Source organism: Bacillus sp. FSL H8-0492 (genome assembly GCF_038006145.1).
Taxonomy (GTDB): Bacteria; Bacillota; Bacilli; order Bacillales; family Bacillaceae_G; genus Bacillus_A; species Bacillus_A mycoides.
This window is the reverse complement of record NZ_JBBOUP010000001.1, coordinates 4,515,600-4,531,446: the sequence shown is the minus strand read 5'-3', so window position 1 is coordinate 4,531,446 and position 15,847 is coordinate 4,515,600. Positions and strand designations below refer to the sequence as shown.

Genomic DNA, 15,847 nt, shown 5'->3' with positions numbered 1-15,847 from the left:
TTTTGTTGTGTCCGATTTTTATTTATGTATTGACCTAGAGTTAGCTCTAGGTTGTAAGATGAATATGTAAAAACAAGGGGGAGAAAACATGTATAAAATCGGTGAAGTAGCAGAGCTAACAGGGATGGGTATTCATACTTTGCGCTATTATGAGAAACTAGGTTTATTGCCACCACCAACGCGAAATAGTGGTATTCGTCAGTATACAGAAGGTGATGTGCGCCTGTTAAAATTTTTATATTCATTAAAGCAAACTGGAATGTCTTTAGAAGAGATGGCTGAGTTTGCAAGTGACGGATGTATTATAGAGGAGATTAGACAGCGGGAAGAGGAAGTACCTGCGAAAATAAAAAAGAGGATTTCAATTTTAACAACACACTTAGATCGTTTAAGGGAACAGCAGGAGCAATTGCAAAAAGTAGTTTTGTTAACAGAGGAGAAGTTAGAAATTTATTATGGTTTTCTAGAAGAGAAAAACTCGGAGGCCAACAATGAAGAATAAAGTATACGCTCAGTTACTAGGGTTTGCGATTTTCACTGGCGGAACATTTAATGCTTCGAAATATGCGGTGCAATATTTCGAAGCGATTCATATAGCGGCATGGCGTTTTGTGATTGCTGCATTTGTGATGTTATGTCTGTTAAAAATACGAAAAGATTTTGAGGTGGAGGTATGGAGGCAGAATAGGGCTTATTACCTTTTGCTAGGTATTGTTGGTATATTTGGTTTTAACTTCTTTTTCTTTTTAGGTATGAAACATACAGAAGCTATTAATGGTGCACTTATTATGGCGACGAATCCGCTCGTTACGACGCTGTTAGCAAGAGTTATTTTACGAGAAAAAATTATAAAGCGCCAAGGTATTGGAATGTTACTTGCATTACTTGGTGTTGTTTTTGTACTTACACAAGGTTCGTTTACAATACTACAAAGCTTATCATTTTCAAAAGGGGATTTTTATATTTTATTAGGGAATATTTGCTGGGCGTTATACGGTGTACTAGGCAGAAGGTTTATTAAAACTGGTAGCCCAATACAAACTACGACATATACGATGACGATTGGTGCTCTTGCCTTTATTGTGATATCTGTCACTCAAAAAAGTATAGTACCAGTTTTGGAAATTCCTTTGTTAGCTTGGGGAGCGATTCTCTTTATGGCAATTGGAATGAGTGTGCTCGGTTACTTATGGTGGAATAATGGAATTGCTCAAATTGGGGCAGCAAGGACATCTTTATTTTTTAATTTAGTGCCTGTTGTTACAATGATTATTTCTTTTATTGAAGGAGTAAATATAACACCCGCACAATCTGTAGGAATGATATTAGTTGTTACGGGAGTAGTATATTCTTCTGGTTTTATACAAATAAAACCGAAAAAAGTGTGAATATTTAACATTTTGTATCTGTAAGTGTTAGAATAATAAGAAAAATAAAAAGGGGCTAAAAAACATGTTCACACTCCGAGTAGATGACGAAATCGAACTACAACTATTAGAAAAACATCATAAAGAGGAATTATATGAATTATTAGATCAAAACCGTAACCATTTAAGAAGATGGCTCCCTTGGGTAGATGGAACGAAATCAGCTGATGCGTATAATGAGATTTTTCCGATGTGGTTAAAGAAATTTGCAGAGGGCGATGGGTTTGAAGCTGGCATACGTTATAAAGGAAAGCTCGTTGGGATGGTGGGGATTCATCCGGTGAGCTGGGGTAAGAAAGCTACGAGTCTTGGATATTATCTTGCAGAAGATGCTGGTGGGAAAGGTATTATGATGCGAAGTGTGAAGGCTGTGCTTCATTATGCATTTGATAATTTAAAGCTGAATAAAATTGAAATTCGTTGCGGTGTTGAAAATGCGAAAAGCCGTGCGATTCCAGAACGTTTAGGTTTTAAATTAGATGGTATTTTAAGAGATGACGAATGGTTATACGATCATTTTCAGGATATTGCTGTTTATAGTTTATTAGCTTCAGAATGGAAGAAGATTCGATGAACAAGAAGATTTGTATTATTCCGTATGAAAGTATGTTTCAAGAGGAAGTAGTGGATCTTATCGTTCATATTCAGCAAAAAGAGTACAATGTCCCAATTACGAAAGAAGAGCAGCCTGACTTACTTGAAATAGAAACGTTCTATCAAAGGGACAACGGAAATTTTTGGGTAGCAACTTATGATGGGAAAGTAGTTGGAACGGTAGCTTTATTAGATATTGGAAAGCATCAAGTAGCGCTAAGAAAAATGTTCGTGAAGAAAGAGTTCCGTGGAAAAGAATGGGGTGCATCACATACGCTACTTCAAACGGCAATTTCTTGGGCGAAAGAAAAGAACTTGGAAGACATTTATTTAGGAACAACAGTTAAATTTCTAGCAGCACACCGTTTCTACGAAAAGAATGGTTTTCAAAGCGTGAGTATAGAAGAGTTACCAAAAAGTTTTCCAGTGCTAGAGGTAGATAAGAAATTTTATAGGTATACAGTTTAAAAAGGTCATTCATAAATGGCCTTTTTTTATGAACTAAAATGGAAAAAATGGTATAATTTAGTTAGGGGGTGCGTGTATGGATTTTCCAATTCAAAGAAGTAAATCAGCGGTAATTTTCGTTAGTCTCACGTTAGCTTTTATGTTTGTGTATCCAATTGTCATGCTTTTCACAAATAAAGAGCAGTGGATGTCAGCGTTAATTGGAATGGGTTTATGTTTCCTTGTAAATGTACCACTCGTTTGGGAAGTATTTATTAAAAAGCATAAAGTAGAAAATGGTGTATTAAAGTACGGCATTTTAAATGACGATATCGTATTGAAAGAGATAAGAATCATTCGTCAAGTGGGAAAATCTCTTGAAATTACGACGAATGCATACAAAGTACATATGGTTGCGATGCCGCAAGATATGAATGGATTTTTCGCGCTTATCGAGAAAGAGAACCCAAATGTGAAAATAGCAATGGTAGGTAAGAAATGAAATATGTAAAACCTTTATTTTGTTTGGAAATTTTGTTTGTGCTTGTTGGTTGCACTAGAGTATATATGAAATGGGATCTGCCCTTATATGTTCCAATATTAATAGGTACTATCGCAGTGACGTTTTTATTTTATTTTCATTTTCAGCAAACAAAAAGTGAGGAAAGTAGTTCTATATAGTGTAGGGAGGGATTTGGAATGAAAAAAATATGTGCGCTCTGTTTATTTTTATTAACGACATCGATTCTTTTAATAGGATGTAGTGCGAAGAAAGAGAAGTCTGATGTTAGTTTAGAAAAGGCACAAAAAATTGAAATAGAATCCCTTATTGATTCGAGTGATAAAAAAACAATTACTGATAAGAAAGAAATCACAAAGTTGTTTGAATCAATCAAAATGGATGAGTGGGAAATGGAATCGGCTCCTATGGATACTCCGCAAGGGAAAACGTTTAAAATGTATCAAGAGGATACACCGGAATTATTGGATTCGAGTAAAGATAAAAAAGAGTTATATGAAATTGGTACTATGACAGTATATAAAGATGTCCCTTATGTTGAGGTTGAATTGAAAATTAATAAAATAAAAAATAAAAATAGTTTTAAAGTACCAGAAGATGTGGCTAAAAAATTATTAGAGTATTAATAAAAAAGCGCTCGGGATTCTATCCGAGCGCTTTTCATATTATTTTAAGTTCTCAGGATTTAAAGCTTCTAGTTCAGTTACAACGAAGCGTCCGTCTTTACGGATTAATACGTCGTCGAAGTAAATTTCACCGCCGCCGTATTCAGGGCGCTGAATGCATACTAAATCCCAGTGAATGTTAGAGTTGTTGCCGTTCCATGCATCATCATAAGCTTGTCCAGGTGTGAAGTGGAAGCTGCCATCGATTTTTTCATCGAATAGAATGTCACCCATTGGATGTAAGATGTATGGGTTTACGCCGATTGCGAACTCACCAACGTAGCGTGCGCCTTCGTCCGTATCGAAGATTTTGTTAATGCGCTCTGAATCGTTTGCAGTTGCGTCAACGATTTGGCCATTCTCAAATTTAAGTTGTACATTTTCAAATGTATAACCGTTGTAAGGAGATGGTGTGTTGTAAGAAACTGTACCGTTAACAGAATCGCGAACTGGTGCAGAGTATACTTCACCATCTGGAATGTTTAAATGACCCGAGCATTTAATAGCTGGAATGTCTTTAATAGAGAATGTTAAGTCAGTTCCAGGGCCAGTTAAGCGAACCTTATCTGTTTTATTCATTAATGTAACAAGGCTATCCATCGCCGTATCCATTTTACCGTAGTCTAAGTTACAAACTTCGAAGTAGAAGTCTTCGAAAGCTTCTGTGCTCATTTTAGCAAGCTGCGCCATAGAAGCATTTGGGTAGCGAAGAACAACCCAGCGTGTTTTCGGAACACGGATGTCTCTATGAACTTTTTTGCCAACTGTTTGGCCGTGAACTTTCATACGTTCACTTGGAACGTCAGCTTGTTCGTTAATGTTATCACCAGAGCGAAGGCCAATGTAAGCATCCATATCTTTCATTACACTAGCTTCATATGCAGCGATTTGTTCGAAATGTTCTTCAGTAGCACCCATTAATAAAGAGCGATCTACTTGATGATCTTTTAAAGAAACGAATGGGAAACCACCAGCTGCATATGCTTCTTTTACAAGTGCAGTTACAAGTTCTTTTTGTAAGCCAAAGTTTTCAATTAATACTTTTTCGCCTTTTTGTAAACGAATAGAGTAGTTAATTAAATTGTATGCTAACTTTTCAATGCGTGGATCTTTCATATGTAAAGCCTCCCTACTAATTATGTATCCTCTCCTATTGTAACCTACTTAGTGGAATTTGTTGAATCATTTATGTTAAAGTTAACGAATAAGTATGAAAATTCTAATGAAAAGATAGGGATTAGAATGAAACGGAAAATGATTGTATAATGGGAGAAAGTATGAAAAAGATAAAGGAAGTGATGAAATGCAAGTTCTTCTATATGTAAGTGCGGCTATTATCGCGGTTGCTTTCGCAGTATTAGTAGTGTATGTATGCAGAACGTTGTTATCGGTTCAGAAGACGTTAGAAAACGTTGCGAGCACGTTAGAAGGTTTAGAAAAGCAAATGCAAGGAATAAGTATAGAGACGGAGCAATTATTACATAAGACAAATGCGTTAGCTGATGATATTCAACAGAAGTCACAGTCGCTAAATAAAGTAGTAGAAGGTGTGGATGGAATCGGAACGACGATCCACTCTTTAAATACGAAGCTTCGCAACGTTTCAGAGTCTGTTACGGACGAAATTGAAAATAATGCAGATAAAGTGGCACAAGTTGTACAGTGGAGCAGCGCAGCAATTGAAGTATATAATCATTACCGTACTACGAGACAAGAGAAAAAGATTGAAAAAGAAGAGCGTAAACTTGAGAAAGCTGAGCAGAAGGCTGAAAAGAGAGAGAAGCGCTCTAGACTTCGCATGAGAGGTGAGTAATGATGAGTATGATGAAGATTGAAACGATTGAAGAACTTGAAGCGTTAGTAGAAAAGAACGAGCCTTACGTTCTTTTTAAACATAGTACGACATGTCCAATTAGTCACGGGGCATATACAGAGTTTCAAGCGTATTGCGGTGAAGAAAGAGAAGTGCCAGCATATTACTTATACGTACAAGAGGCGAGAGATGTTTCGAACCATGTTGCAGAGCAGTACAGCATTAAGCATGAATCTCCGCAAGTCTTATACATAAAAGATGGAATGGTAGTATGGCATACATCGCACTGGAATATTAAAAAAGAAGCTTTAGAAGAGAATGTAAAATAGGGAGAGGCAAGCGAAGGGCTTGCTTCTTTTTTATTTTGTTGCAATATGTTTAGTGGTACACTAGAGATACTTTAAAACTAAGTAAATTGACTTTTGAAAGTGGGTTTTAAGCAATGAAGAAAATGGCATTATGCATCGCAAGTTTAAGTTTATTACTGGGGGCTTGCAGCAATAATACTATTGAGAAGAAAGATGAAGTTGTACAGAAGGATACGAAAGAAAAAAGTATGATTCCAAGAACTGCTGTTTCTAAGGATTACTATAGAACTGTTATTCCTTTAAAAGAACAAAAGGTAATTAATACAGTTAATGTTAAAACTAATTCTAAACTAGATTTAGCAGAATATGAAAATGGTTTAATGGATATTGCTTCAAAACAATTCGATACAGAAAATTACGTATTACAATTAAATCAATATATTCCAGAGAAAACAATTGATGAATTAGTTACGAAACAAGAAGTACCAGTTTTGACTAATATTATAGAACAGGACTACTTCGGCAAACAAAATTCAAATGAACTAAGCTTATCTGGCGTTGTTATTGGTTTATCTATGTCTTCAAGTGTATCTAATGAGGAAGCTATTTCTAAAGGTACTGAAGTCGCTAAGGGGCTTATAGAAGCTATTAATAAAAATGATAAATATAACAAATCTCCAATTACGTTTGCTATATTCAAGCAAGAAAGTACAAGTTCTTTAAAGAATGGTACTTATATTTCAAGCGCTACTGTTCAAAAGAACGAGACTAATCTTGGAAATTGGGATACTATTGATGAAAAGTCGTATTCGTATCCTTCTCAAGAATTTGGGGGGGCACATGGAGAAGATAATGATAAGCTAAAGAAATTTTCTGAAGCAATGAAGGCATTTTCTCCAGGAGATTATATCCCTGTTAATGCTAAGATTTCTTATAAGCAAAATAAGATGGATAAATTAAAGATGGATATTGTCGTTAAATATAACGGTAAGTCAGAATTAATGGCACTCTCTCAAACGGCTGCTCAAAGTATGTTAGAACAATTTCCTAAAGATGCTAAAGTTCAATTACAAATAAAGTCCGAGAATAAAATCGAGGCTGTTATTATAAAAGAGAAGAACAGCGATAAACCGTTTGTTTCTTTCCTATAATAAAAAAAGACAGTTTTTAAGCTGAGGCTACTGAAAAAGTGAATACTTCGAGAAAAACATTTCGAATTTCCTAAAGATGTTGAAAGAAGAAAGGAGGTCATTACCTGTACATAGTAGGGAATGACCTCTTTTTTCTTATGAAATAGACTCTTTCAGTGCCTTCTTTAAAGTGTCAGATTATGTTGATGTTATTCAAATTGGCGCTCGCGATATGCAAAACTTTGAACTGTTAAAGGCAGCTGGTGCTGTAAATAAACCAATATTATTAAAGCGTGGTTTATCAGCAACAATTGAAGAATTTATTAATGTAGCAGAATATAGTATGGCAGAGGGGAATGGTACTATCATTTTATGTGAGCGTGGTATTCGCACATATGAATCAGCAACGCGTAATACGCTTGATATTTCCGCTGTGCCAATTTAAAAGAAAGAAACACATTTACCTGTTGTTGTCGATGTAACACACCCTACAGGGCGACGTGACCTTCTCTTACCGTTTGCAAAAGCGGCTATGGCAATTGGTGCTTTTGCTATTATGGCTGAAGTACATCCAGACCCAGCAGTTGCATTATCAGATGCAGCGTAGCAAATGGACATTCCAGAATTCAATGAGTTTATGAAAGAATTAAAAGCATTCGGAAGTAAATTATAAAAAGATTTCTTAGTCTATGTAGCCTTGTTACATAGCTTTTTTACAAAAATTGACCTTTTTTGCATAAAAAATACGAAAATACGAGAAAAGAAGCGAATTTTTTCGAAACTTTTGCGGGAAAATATTGTATGACCCTGTGTTTTTAGCGTATCATTAGTAAAAGGAAGAACTCGGGACGATTGTTGGCATCTGCAAATAGAGTTGATGTCTTTTTTTCATTCAAGTGAACCGATACATAAAAATAGATAACATAAATAGAAGGAGTGTGCGAAGAGATGAACGTAACAATCTATGATGTAGCGCGTGAAGCAAATGTTTCAATGGCTACCGTATCACGCGTTGTGAATGGTAACCCAAATGTAAAGCCTACAACAAGAAAGAAAGTATTAGAAGCAATTGATCGTTTAGGATACCGCCCGAATGCGGTAGCACGTGGACTAGCAAGTAAGAAGACAACTACAGTGGGTGTTATTATTCCGGATATCTCAAATACGTTTTATGCAGAACTTGCTCGTGGAATTGAAGATATCGCAACAATGTACAAATATAACATCATTTTAAGTAACTCTGACCAGAACAAAGAGAAAGAGTTCCACTTATTAAATACGATGCTTGGGAAACAAGTGGACGGGATTGTTTTCATGGGTGAAGATATTACAGATATTCACGTTGAAGAGTTCAAAAAATCTCCAGTACCAATTGTATTAGCAGCGTCATTTGATGAACAAAATGAAACGTCATCAGTAAATATTGATTATACACAAGCAGCTTACGATGCAATGAAGCATTTTATTGAGCAAGGACATAAACGTATCGGTTTCGTCTCTGGTCCTTTCATTAATAAAGCAGGAAGCGCGAAGAAGTTACAAGGTTATAAAAAAGCTTTAGAAGAAGCAGGTATTTCATATGATGAAAATCTTATAATTGATGGAGATTACACATATGATTCAGGTATAGAAGCGTTTGAAAGACTTTGGGGCATGGATGAAAAACCAACAGCAATCTTCGTATCTTCTGATGAAATGGCACTAGGTGTAATCCACGCAGCACAAGACGCGGGATTAAACGTACCAACTGATATCGAAGTGCTTGGTTTTGACAACACACGTCTTGCATTAATGGTTCGTCCGCAACTTTCAACAGTTGTACAACCAATGTATGATATCGGTGCAGTAGCAATGCGTCTACTAACGAAATATATGAACAAAGAAAAAGTAGAAGATCACTCAGTTATCTTACCTCACCGTATCCAATTTAGAGATTCAACGAAGTAAGAATAAGAGAGCTCACAGCGATAGCTGTGAGCTTTTATTCATATTCAGGATAATGATGTTTAACTACTGTATCTACACTTTCAGTTTTCTTAACATGTAAAAAGCGTGCATATAATTCTTTTCCTGTCTCAAATGGTGTGTCATCTAATTCGAAAACATGCAACACTTTTCTAAACGTCCATGTTACTTGCTCACCGTACATATTATCGTACGTATCTTCAGACTGTAGGGCTATCTTTTCACCTAGCTCATGAGCTTCCTCTAAACTGTTCGCCTTAACGAGAATGATACTTTCTTCAAAAAGTGTATCGTGATTCTCTTCATAATGTTCATCAATTTTACTAGGATTAGGTTTACCTGAATGGACAGATTCAAATAATAATTTTACAGCATACACATGAGATCAGTCTCCTTATGCTGAATGTTTTACTTTATAAACAATACTCGCGATAAGTGAAGCCGGTATTGTAAATACGTTACTTTGATAATGATAATGTATTTGGGATTCTTCATAAGACATTCGCTACAGTGGGGGAGATTCCTTGTTATATGTCACACAAGTGCAAATTTAACTATTATAGGGCAATGTCATGTATAATAGAAAGAAAAGGCTTGTGAGGGGGGAGAAGAGATGATCGTTCTTTGGATAATTACGCTTTGCATGACCGCTATTTTTGCATATATGACGTTAAAACAAAATGGCTTAAAGCGATTTGTTCCAGGAAGTATTCTTGCAGGAATCGCCCTTATCACGTATGTAATTTCTATTTTTATTGAAAGTGTATCAGTGGACATGAGCACAAGTTTAATGTTTATGGGTATTACACTATTTGCAGGTAGTATTATGGTACTTATGGTTGCTGGTATTATTTTATTTATTCATATGAATTCGGAAACTTTATAGCATATAGAAAAGGCATGTCCCGAGGGGGCATGCCTTTTTATCCGTTCAATTATGCTCTATCTTTAGAAGAGTTTTGTTGTTTTAGTAAGTCGCGAATTTCGCCAAGAATTTCTTCTTCTTTTGTTGGTTCTGGAAGTTCTTCTTTCTTTTCTTCTTCTTCTCTTTTAGATGTTAGTTTGTTGAAAACTTTAACAAACATAAAGATAGCAGCTGCAATAATTAAGAAATCAAAAATAGTTTGGATGAAGTTACCATACATAATAGATGATTTACCGAATGTAAGTTTTAAATCTGTAAAGTTAACGCCGCCCAGTACCATACCAAGTAATGGTGTGATGATATCTTTTACTAAAGAACTAACGATTTTACCGAATGCAGCACCGATTACAACCCCGACAGCTAAATCGATTACATTCCCTTTGAATGCGAACTTTTTAAACTCGTTCCACATGTGTTAATCCCATCCTTTCCACGATTCAATATGAAATTTATAATTCCTATCAACATATTCTATAGAAATTTGCGACAGAAATAAAGGGAAAATGGGAATGAAAGTAAATTCTGAAAAATGTATCCGTTTTAATTTTTAGTTGCATTCTCCAGTAGAGATTGCAACAGTTGCTGCGTTTTTAATCCTTCTAATCCATCTACAACAGGTTTTGTATCTCCGTGAACACATTCGATAAAATGATGAACAGCATCTTCAAAACCGCGCTGTTTTAACGTCGTATCCCATGATGGTGAACCGCTTTGCGAAACGGAGTTTTCTTGTTCAATTTCAAATGTATTCATATTTTTTACGCGAATAATTTTCCCTGTCGTTACAAGTTCAATTTGTTCTAAGTTTGTACCGGCATGGCGATGCATCGCTGTTGAAAGTAACAGTCCATTTGCAGTTGTATATGTATGATGTCCGTAAAGAAGTTCATTCTTTTCATTAATTTGCATCATATTATGAACGACGTTAAGATCATCATTAGCTAACCAGCGAGCAGTATCTACAATATGTAAGTAATCATCTAACATAGTAAAGTCGTACGTATATGGCCCGACTTTATTTGTGCGGTGTTTTTCAATTCGAACCCATGAAATATCATGAGCTTGCTCTTTTGCAGCAACATACATAGGAACGAATCGGCGATTAAATCCGACCATTAACTTTCGGTTATGCTTTTCGCTCAACTCGACTAGTTGCTCAGCTTGTTCCACTGTAGCTGCTAGCGGTTTATCAACATAAACGTCGATTCCTTTTTTCAGAAGTTCAGAAACGATTTCATAATGTGTAGCAGTTGAACTGTGAACGAAGATTGCATCACATTCCGAAGCTAACGTTTCAATAGAATGGAAGTCTTGAATGCGGTATTGTTGGCAAACTTGTTTCCTTTTCTCTGCGTTAGGTGTAAACGCCCCTACAAAATTCCAATCTGTTTCTTTTGTAAGTGTTGGAAGATAGGCCTTTTGCGCAATACTTCCAAGTCCAATCATCCCAATTTTAGGTTTGTTCATGTTTATTCCCACCCTATTAATATTAATGTAACGGGTTAAATGTAGCATAGGGTGGGGGAGGAAGGCAAAAATTAGCTTTTTACTTACGCCCTTCTAACAAAATCTTCTCTATCTCTTCAAAGTTATGAGCGCGAGCATGCTCTAGCGGGGTAACACCATCGTTGTCTGGAATATTTACATCTGCACCGTGCTCAATAAGAAGCTGAATGACTTGTTGCTGTGTTTCGTTTCCATTACTTAGTACGATGGCTTCCATTAAAGCGGTCCACCCGAGATTATTTACATGGTTAACATCAATAGTTGTTCGCGTAAGGAGTTCTTTAATAACATCAATATAGCCATGTTCTGACGCGGGAATAAGAGCTGTTCCGCCGTAACGATTCGTAAGCGATGGATCTGCACCGGCATCAATCGTTAGTTTTAAAATATCAAAGTAACCTTCTGCACCGGCGTATAGAAATGGATTGTTTTTCATATCATCTTGGATATTTACGTCAGCCCCTACTTCAATAAGCACTTTTGCAGTTTTTACATCATTTTTGTATGTAGCAATCATAAGAGAAGTACGTCCTTTATTGTCCGTTATATTTATGTCAGCCCCTTTTTTGAGTGATGATATAACAGTATTCGTTTCTTGTTTCTCAGTAGCTGTTAGTAGCGCTGTCTCCATGTTTGTCATCTCCTTTTTTACTTCTTGTTCTTGCGAGCATCCTTGCAAAAAAATTACGCAACAGATCATGCTTAATGTTTTTTTGAACATGGAATTCCAACCTCCTCATTTCAACTGTAAAATAAGAACATTAAATTTTTATAAACTGACGCTAAAATTACTATAAAATCGCTTGAGTATTTGAACATATATTTTTATGCTTATGAGTAATAAGGTTTGATAAAGTGAAAATTTAATCAGTGGGGGGGTACCCCCCACTGATTATTAGTTGAACCAATCGGGCTTTTATGGGCAGTTGATCCCTACCTAACTTCGTTGCTTTCTCTGAATTTTGAGGTGGGGGGTCTTACTGCCCGTTAATGCGGGATAAAGTGAGGATGTAAGATATGTCTATTAAAACAAGATTTTTATTTTCTTATATCACTGTTATTCTCGTTTCCATCACGCTCATATTAGTCGCGGGATTTTTAATTGTTTTTTCCATAACAGGAGACTTGGAATCAGTGAAAAATTTCTATAAAAGTTCCTATATTCAAAAGCCGCTTACGCCAGAAGAAGAGAATACGTATATTGAATTGAAATTAGCGGCAAAGAAAAATCAATCACAACTATTAGATGAATCGTTCGTTTCATCACTTGAAAAAGAAGGTGTGAAAATAGTTGTAAGAAAGGGAGAAACCATTTCTTATGCTACAAAAATATTTGAAGGTGTATCTTTAAAAGAAGCCATTCCGAAATTTGAATCAGCAAATATTAATAGTCGTGGTACAACGGAACTAGGCGATACATTTTATCGATATGTAAAATTTGATTTTTATTTTCCCGGAGATGAAGAAGGGAGTATATTTGTACTAAAAAGGCAAAGTTCATTTGTCGATCTCACACAAAAGTTATTTCCAATTTTGTTCGGAGGGCTTTTACTGTTAGCCATTTTACTCATAGGGTTATTAAGTTATTTCGTCTCAAGAAGTGTGATAAAACCAATTTTTGTATTGAAAGATGCGACTGGGAGAATTAAAGAAGGGGATTTAGATTTTCAAATTCCAGTTACATCCCATGATGAGATTGGGCAATTAAATCAAGGGTTTGAGGAAATGAGGAAGAGATTAAAAGAGTCGATAGAGATGCAAACACAGTATGAAGAAAATCGAAAAGAACTCATTTCAAACATCTCTCATGATTTAAAAACACCGATTACATCTATTATTGGATATGTAGAAGGCATAAAAGATGGAGTCGCAAATACGCCAGAAAAAATGGATAAGTATTTAACGACCATTCATACGAAGGCAAAGCATATGGATACACTCATTGATGAGCTCTTTTTGTTTTCGAAGCTTGATTTGAACCGAGTTCCCTTTCAGTTTGAAACGATAGAGTTAAACGTGTTTATGCAAGAATTATTAGAAGAGATGCAGATGGATTTAAGTGAGGGAGGTATAGAAGTTTATTTACAATTACATTCATCACCACTATATGTAACGGCCGATTGTGAAAAGATAAATAGAGTGATATCAAATTTAATTCATAATAGTGTGAAATACATGGATAAAGAAGCGAAGAAAATTAATGTAACAGTATTAAGTGATAACAATAAAGTTATTGTAAAAGTGATGGACAATGGATCAGGTATAGAAGCTGATACGCTGCCGTATATATTTGAGCGGTTTTATCGTGCAGAGCAATCGCGAAATTCTAGCACAGGTGGAAGTGGACTTGGCTTAGCGATAGCGAAACAAATTGTTGAAGAACATGGCGGGGAAATTTGGGCGGAAAGTAAGCTTGGGGAAGGTACAAGTATTTTCTTCTCATTGAAAAAAGTACAGGAATGTGGTGAGTAGAATGAAGAGAATTTTACTAGTAGAAGATGAAATAAGTATTGCAGAATTACAGCGAGATTATTTAGAAATTAGTGATTTTCAAGTCGATGTAGAGCATTCAGGTGAAATAGGTCTACAAAGGGCTGTTCAGGAAGACTATGACTTAATTATTTTAGATATTATGCTTCCGAAAATGAATGGTTTTGAAATTTGTAAACAAATACGTGCTATAAAAGACATTCCGATTTTACTTGTTTCAGCAAAGAAGGAGGATATAGATAAAATTCGCGGACTCGGATTAGGTGCAGATGATTATATAACGAAACCATTTAGTCCAAGTGAGTTAGTCGCAAGAGTAAAAGCACATATTTCTCGTTATGAAAGATTATCAGGAAATGTGAGTAAGCAACGCGATACGTTATATATTCATGGAATTTCTATCGATCAGCGAGCGAGAAAAGTTTTTATAAACAATGAAGAAATTGCGTTTACAACGAAAGAATTTGATTTATTAACATTCTTTGTAACGCATCCAAACCAAGTATTAAATAAAGAACAGTTATTTGAACGTATTTGGGGACTAGAATCAGCTGGCGATTTAGCCACTGTCGTTGTTCACATTAGAAAGCTACGTGAAAAAATTGAAAGAGATCCTGCTCACCCGCAATATATTGAAACAGTGTGGGGAGCTGGTTATCGCTTTAACGTGTAATGTACCTGCCAAGTAATTGGTAGGTTTTTTATGTTATTCGAACAAAAAGGGAATAATAGGTAATTTATGTTAAAATATAAAGAGAGATAAAACATAGGAGAGCATGAGAGGACGTGCTACATTTTGGGAGATACATTAAAAGATAATAAATCAAACAAGGCTTTAAAGATTGGAACCAATATCATACTTATCTTATTAATTATCGGTGCAATACAAATGTTTTATGATGAAGATTCTACGAATGATCATTTCGGTGGGTTATTTATGATGGTCTTTTTTGGAATTAAAATAATTTCTAATTTTATGATGAGTATAAAAGCAGGAGATAAAAAGTCGATATTCATTGATGTAGGCTTAATGATTTTTTTGTTCTTCTTGTTGTTTCTAGTGTGAAATATTTCTTTTGAAAAAAGTTCATATTCTTATAGAGGCTGTGAGCTTTCCTTAGTAATAACGGTACTAGTGTAACGATTTATAAAATGTTTGAGTAGTAGAAGTAAACTGAGCAGCTTCTTCTAAAAAAGGATAATGGTTACTCTCCTCAAATATCACAAAGATAGAATTACGTATACCCTCATGCATCTCGATAGAATATTGGATCGGGCACTGTACATCATATCTTCCGCATATAATAAGGGTCTTTGTTTGGATGGAAGGTAAATTCTCTCTTAAATCAAATGACGGATATTCATTGGCGAAAGTGTTCATCCGGTTAGCGGACATAGTTTTTTTGATTGGTTTACAAAAATAAAATTTGTAGTTTTCGGGTTTATACAATGATAATTTTGTTCTCTTAGTAGATAGTTCTTTCCGTTCTTCACTTGTAAGGTGAGGGCTTTTTAAAGTTTCGATGAGTTGTTGCATATAATGAAACTGAGGATGTGCTGGGTGATAAATGCAAAATAGTGTTTCGGTATAGTTACTTGCTGCGGCTCCGGCCATGACTAATGATTGTAAGGAATTTGGATATGTAATCGCATATAAAAGTCCAAGCATACCGCCTGTTGAGTGGCCAGCGAAATGCCATGTTGGGAGTTGTAAAGCTTCTCGTATTGCTTCTAAGTCGTGAACGGTTTCAATCATACTTAATTCTTTTTCTGAATGGGCTTTTGCTGAGTTACCAGCGTTTCGTAAATTAATGAGCAATACACGATGCGTAGCAGTGAAAACATCCGCAAAGTAATCGCCAGTTTCATTAAATTGTGAATAGTGATGTGTAATGCAAAGCGGTTCGCCATTTCCTTTTGTAAAGATTTCAAATGTGCCACGTTTCGTGTTGATTATTTGTTGTGTCCACATAATATCACGACCTTTTCTCATAAAAGTTGGACCGGCTAATTCTTAAATAAAATATAGCAGCGAATCTCAAAATATATCGACTTAC

21 protein-coding genes and 2 pseudogenes are annotated in these 15,847 nt (G+C 35.6%); 16 read left to right on the top strand and 7 right to left on the bottom strand.

The window, feature by feature from the left end; genetic code table 11:
* Positions 1-88 precede the first annotated feature (88 nt).
* The 7 genes from MHH66_RS23365 (at position 89) to MHH66_RS23335 (ending at position 3,614) form a co-directional block, all read left to right on the top strand.
* Positions 89-502: a MerR family transcriptional regulator gene (locus MHH66_RS23365; protein ID WP_002015599.1), complete on the top strand. Its 414-nt coding sequence runs from the start codon at positions 89-91 to the stop codon at positions 500-502.
* Positions 492-1,388 carry a DMT family transporter gene (locus MHH66_RS23360; RefSeq protein WP_078184652.1) on the top strand — a complete coding sequence of 299 codons (897 nt, stop codon included), beginning with the start codon at positions 492-494 and terminating at the stop codon, positions 1,386-1,388. The genes MHH66_RS23365 and MHH66_RS23360 overlap by 11 nt, the downstream gene beginning before the upstream one ends.
* Positions 1,389-1,452: 64 nt before the next feature.
* Positions 1,453-2,001: a GNAT family N-acetyltransferase gene (locus tag MHH66_RS23355; RefSeq protein WP_078184651.1), complete on the top strand. Its 549-nt coding sequence runs from the start codon at positions 1,453-1,455 to the stop codon at positions 1,999-2,001.
* On the top strand, positions 1,998-2,489 hold the full coding sequence (locus MHH66_RS23350) for a GNAT family N-acetyltransferase (protein WP_078184650.1): 492 nt from the start codon (positions 1,998-2,000) through the stop codon (positions 2,487-2,489). Before MHH66_RS23355 ends, MHH66_RS23350 begins: the two co-directional genes overlap by 4 nt.
* A 76-nt stretch (positions 2,490-2,565) precedes the next feature.
* On the top strand, positions 2,566-2,970 hold the full coding sequence (locus MHH66_RS23345; protein WP_078184649.1) for a PH domain-containing protein: 405 nt from the start codon (positions 2,566-2,568) through the stop codon (positions 2,968-2,970).
* On the top strand, positions 2,967-3,149 hold the full coding sequence (locus MHH66_RS23340) for a hypothetical protein (RefSeq protein WP_078184648.1): 183 nt from the start codon (positions 2,967-2,969) through the stop codon (positions 3,147-3,149). Before MHH66_RS23345 ends, MHH66_RS23340 begins: the two co-directional genes overlap by 4 nt.
* An 18-nt stretch (positions 3,150-3,167) precedes the next feature.
* On the top strand, positions 3,168-3,614 hold the full coding sequence (locus MHH66_RS23335) for a hypothetical protein (protein ID WP_078184647.1): 447 nt from the start codon (positions 3,168-3,170) through the stop codon (positions 3,612-3,614).
* Positions 3,615-3,653: 39 nt separating this feature from the next.
* On the opposite strand, the gene MHH66_RS23330 is transcribed toward MHH66_RS23335, so the two are convergent.
* Positions 3,654-4,769: an aminopeptidase gene (locus MHH66_RS23330; protein ID WP_078184646.1), complete on the bottom strand. Its 1,116-nt coding sequence runs from the start codon at positions 4,767-4,769 to the stop codon at positions 3,654-3,656.
* A 187-nt stretch (positions 4,770-4,956) separates the two neighbouring features.
* Here MHH66_RS23330 and MHH66_RS23325 point away from each other — a divergent pair, with 187 nt between their 5' ends.
* From MHH66_RS23325 to ccpA, 5 genes and pseudogenes are all read left to right on the top strand, one after another.
* A complete protein-coding gene (locus tag MHH66_RS23325) occupies positions 4,957-5,466 on the top strand; it encodes a DUF948 domain-containing protein (protein WP_100248575.1) in 510 nt (169 codons plus the stop codon).
* Between the two features lie 2 nt (positions 5,467-5,468).
* The gene (ytxJ, locus tag MHH66_RS23320) at positions 5,469-5,795 is read left to right on the top strand and encodes a bacillithiol system redox-active protein YtxJ (protein ID WP_002067603.1); all 327 of its coding nucleotides are present in this window, start codon (positions 5,469-5,471) and stop codon (positions 5,793-5,795) included.
* Between the two features lie 113 nt (positions 5,796-5,908).
* Positions 5,909-6,925, top strand: coding sequence for a CamS family sex pheromone protein (locus tag MHH66_RS23315; RefSeq protein WP_002015611.1), 1,017 nt, complete (start codon positions 5,909-5,911; stop codon positions 6,923-6,925).
* A 172-nt stretch (positions 6,926-7,097) separates the two neighbouring features.
* Positions 7,098-7,577, top strand: a pseudogene (locus MHH66_RS23310) (bifunctional 3-deoxy-7-phosphoheptulonate synthase/chorismate mutase); the annotation flags it as partial.
* Positions 7,578-7,852: 275 nt separating this feature from the next.
* Positions 7,853-8,851, top strand: coding sequence for a catabolite control protein A (gene ccpA, locus MHH66_RS23305; RefSeq protein ID WP_002034370.1), 999 nt, complete (start codon positions 7,853-7,855; stop codon positions 8,849-8,851).
* A gap of 34 nt (positions 8,852-8,885) precedes the next feature.
* Here ccpA and MHH66_RS23300 read toward each other — a convergent pair whose 3' ends face one another.
* Together MHH66_RS23300 and MHH66_RS23295 are read right to left on the bottom strand one after the other, a co-directional pair.
* Positions 8,886-9,248, bottom strand: coding sequence for a DUF4288 domain-containing protein (locus MHH66_RS23300; RefSeq protein WP_002184820.1), 363 nt, complete (start codon positions 9,246-9,248; stop codon positions 8,886-8,888).
* A gap of 15 nt (positions 9,249-9,263) precedes the next feature.
* Positions 9,264-9,371, bottom strand: a pseudogene (locus MHH66_RS23295) (DUF3949 domain-containing protein); the annotation flags it as partial.
* 111 nt (positions 9,372-9,482) lie between these two features.
* Between MHH66_RS23295 and MHH66_RS23290 the strand changes: the two are divergent.
* The gene (locus tag MHH66_RS23290) at positions 9,483-9,755 is read left to right on the top strand and encodes a DUF3917 domain-containing protein (protein ID WP_000636592.1); all 273 of its coding nucleotides are present in this window, start codon (positions 9,483-9,485) and stop codon (positions 9,753-9,755) included.
* Between the two features lie 49 nt (positions 9,756-9,804).
* On the opposite strand, the gene mscL is transcribed toward MHH66_RS23290, so the two are convergent.
* The 3 genes from mscL to MHH66_RS23275 all read right to left on the bottom strand — a co-directional run bounded on the left by mscL (position 9,805) and on the right by MHH66_RS23275 (position 12,021).
* A complete protein-coding gene (gene mscL, locus MHH66_RS23285) occupies positions 9,805-10,206 on the bottom strand; it encodes a large-conductance mechanosensitive channel protein MscL (RefSeq protein WP_002015591.1) in 402 nt (133 codons plus the stop codon).
* Between the two features lie 128 nt (positions 10,207-10,334).
* Positions 10,335-11,261, bottom strand: coding sequence for a Gfo/Idh/MocA family protein (locus MHH66_RS23280; protein ID WP_061674729.1), 927 nt, complete (start codon positions 11,259-11,261; stop codon positions 10,335-10,337).
* 79 nt (positions 11,262-11,340) lie between these two features.
* Complete coding sequence (locus MHH66_RS23275; RefSeq protein WP_078184643.1) at positions 11,341-12,021, bottom strand: ankyrin repeat domain-containing protein; 681 nt, start codon at positions 12,019-12,021, stop codon at positions 11,341-11,343.
* Positions 12,022-12,317: 296 nt separating this feature from the next.
* On the opposite strand from MHH66_RS23275, the gene MHH66_RS23270 reads away from it, so the two are divergent.
* The 3 genes from MHH66_RS23270 to MHH66_RS23260 all read left to right on the top strand — a co-directional run bounded on the left by MHH66_RS23270 (position 12,318) and on the right by MHH66_RS23260 (position 14,856).
* Positions 12,318-13,772, top strand: coding sequence for a sensor histidine kinase (locus MHH66_RS23270; RefSeq protein WP_078184642.1), 1,455 nt, complete (start codon positions 12,318-12,320; stop codon positions 13,770-13,772).
* Between the two features lies 1 nt (position 13,773).
* The gene (locus tag MHH66_RS23265; RefSeq protein ID WP_078184641.1) at positions 13,774-14,463 is read left to right on the top strand and encodes a response regulator transcription factor; all 690 of its coding nucleotides are present in this window, start codon (positions 13,774-13,776) and stop codon (positions 14,461-14,463) included.
* A gap of 123 nt (positions 14,464-14,586) precedes the next feature.
* The gene (locus tag MHH66_RS23260; RefSeq protein ID WP_002129432.1) at positions 14,587-14,856 is read left to right on the top strand and encodes a hypothetical protein; all 270 of its coding nucleotides are present in this window, start codon (positions 14,587-14,589) and stop codon (positions 14,854-14,856) included.
* A 66-nt stretch (positions 14,857-14,922) separates the two neighbouring features.
* Here MHH66_RS23260 and MHH66_RS23255 read toward each other — a convergent pair whose 3' ends face one another.
* Positions 14,923-15,783 (bottom strand): alpha/beta fold hydrolase, encoded by an 861-nt coding sequence (locus tag MHH66_RS23255; RefSeq protein ID WP_078184640.1) that lies wholly within the window; start codon positions 15,781-15,783, stop codon positions 14,923-14,925.
* Positions 15,784-15,847 lie beyond the last annotated feature (64 nt).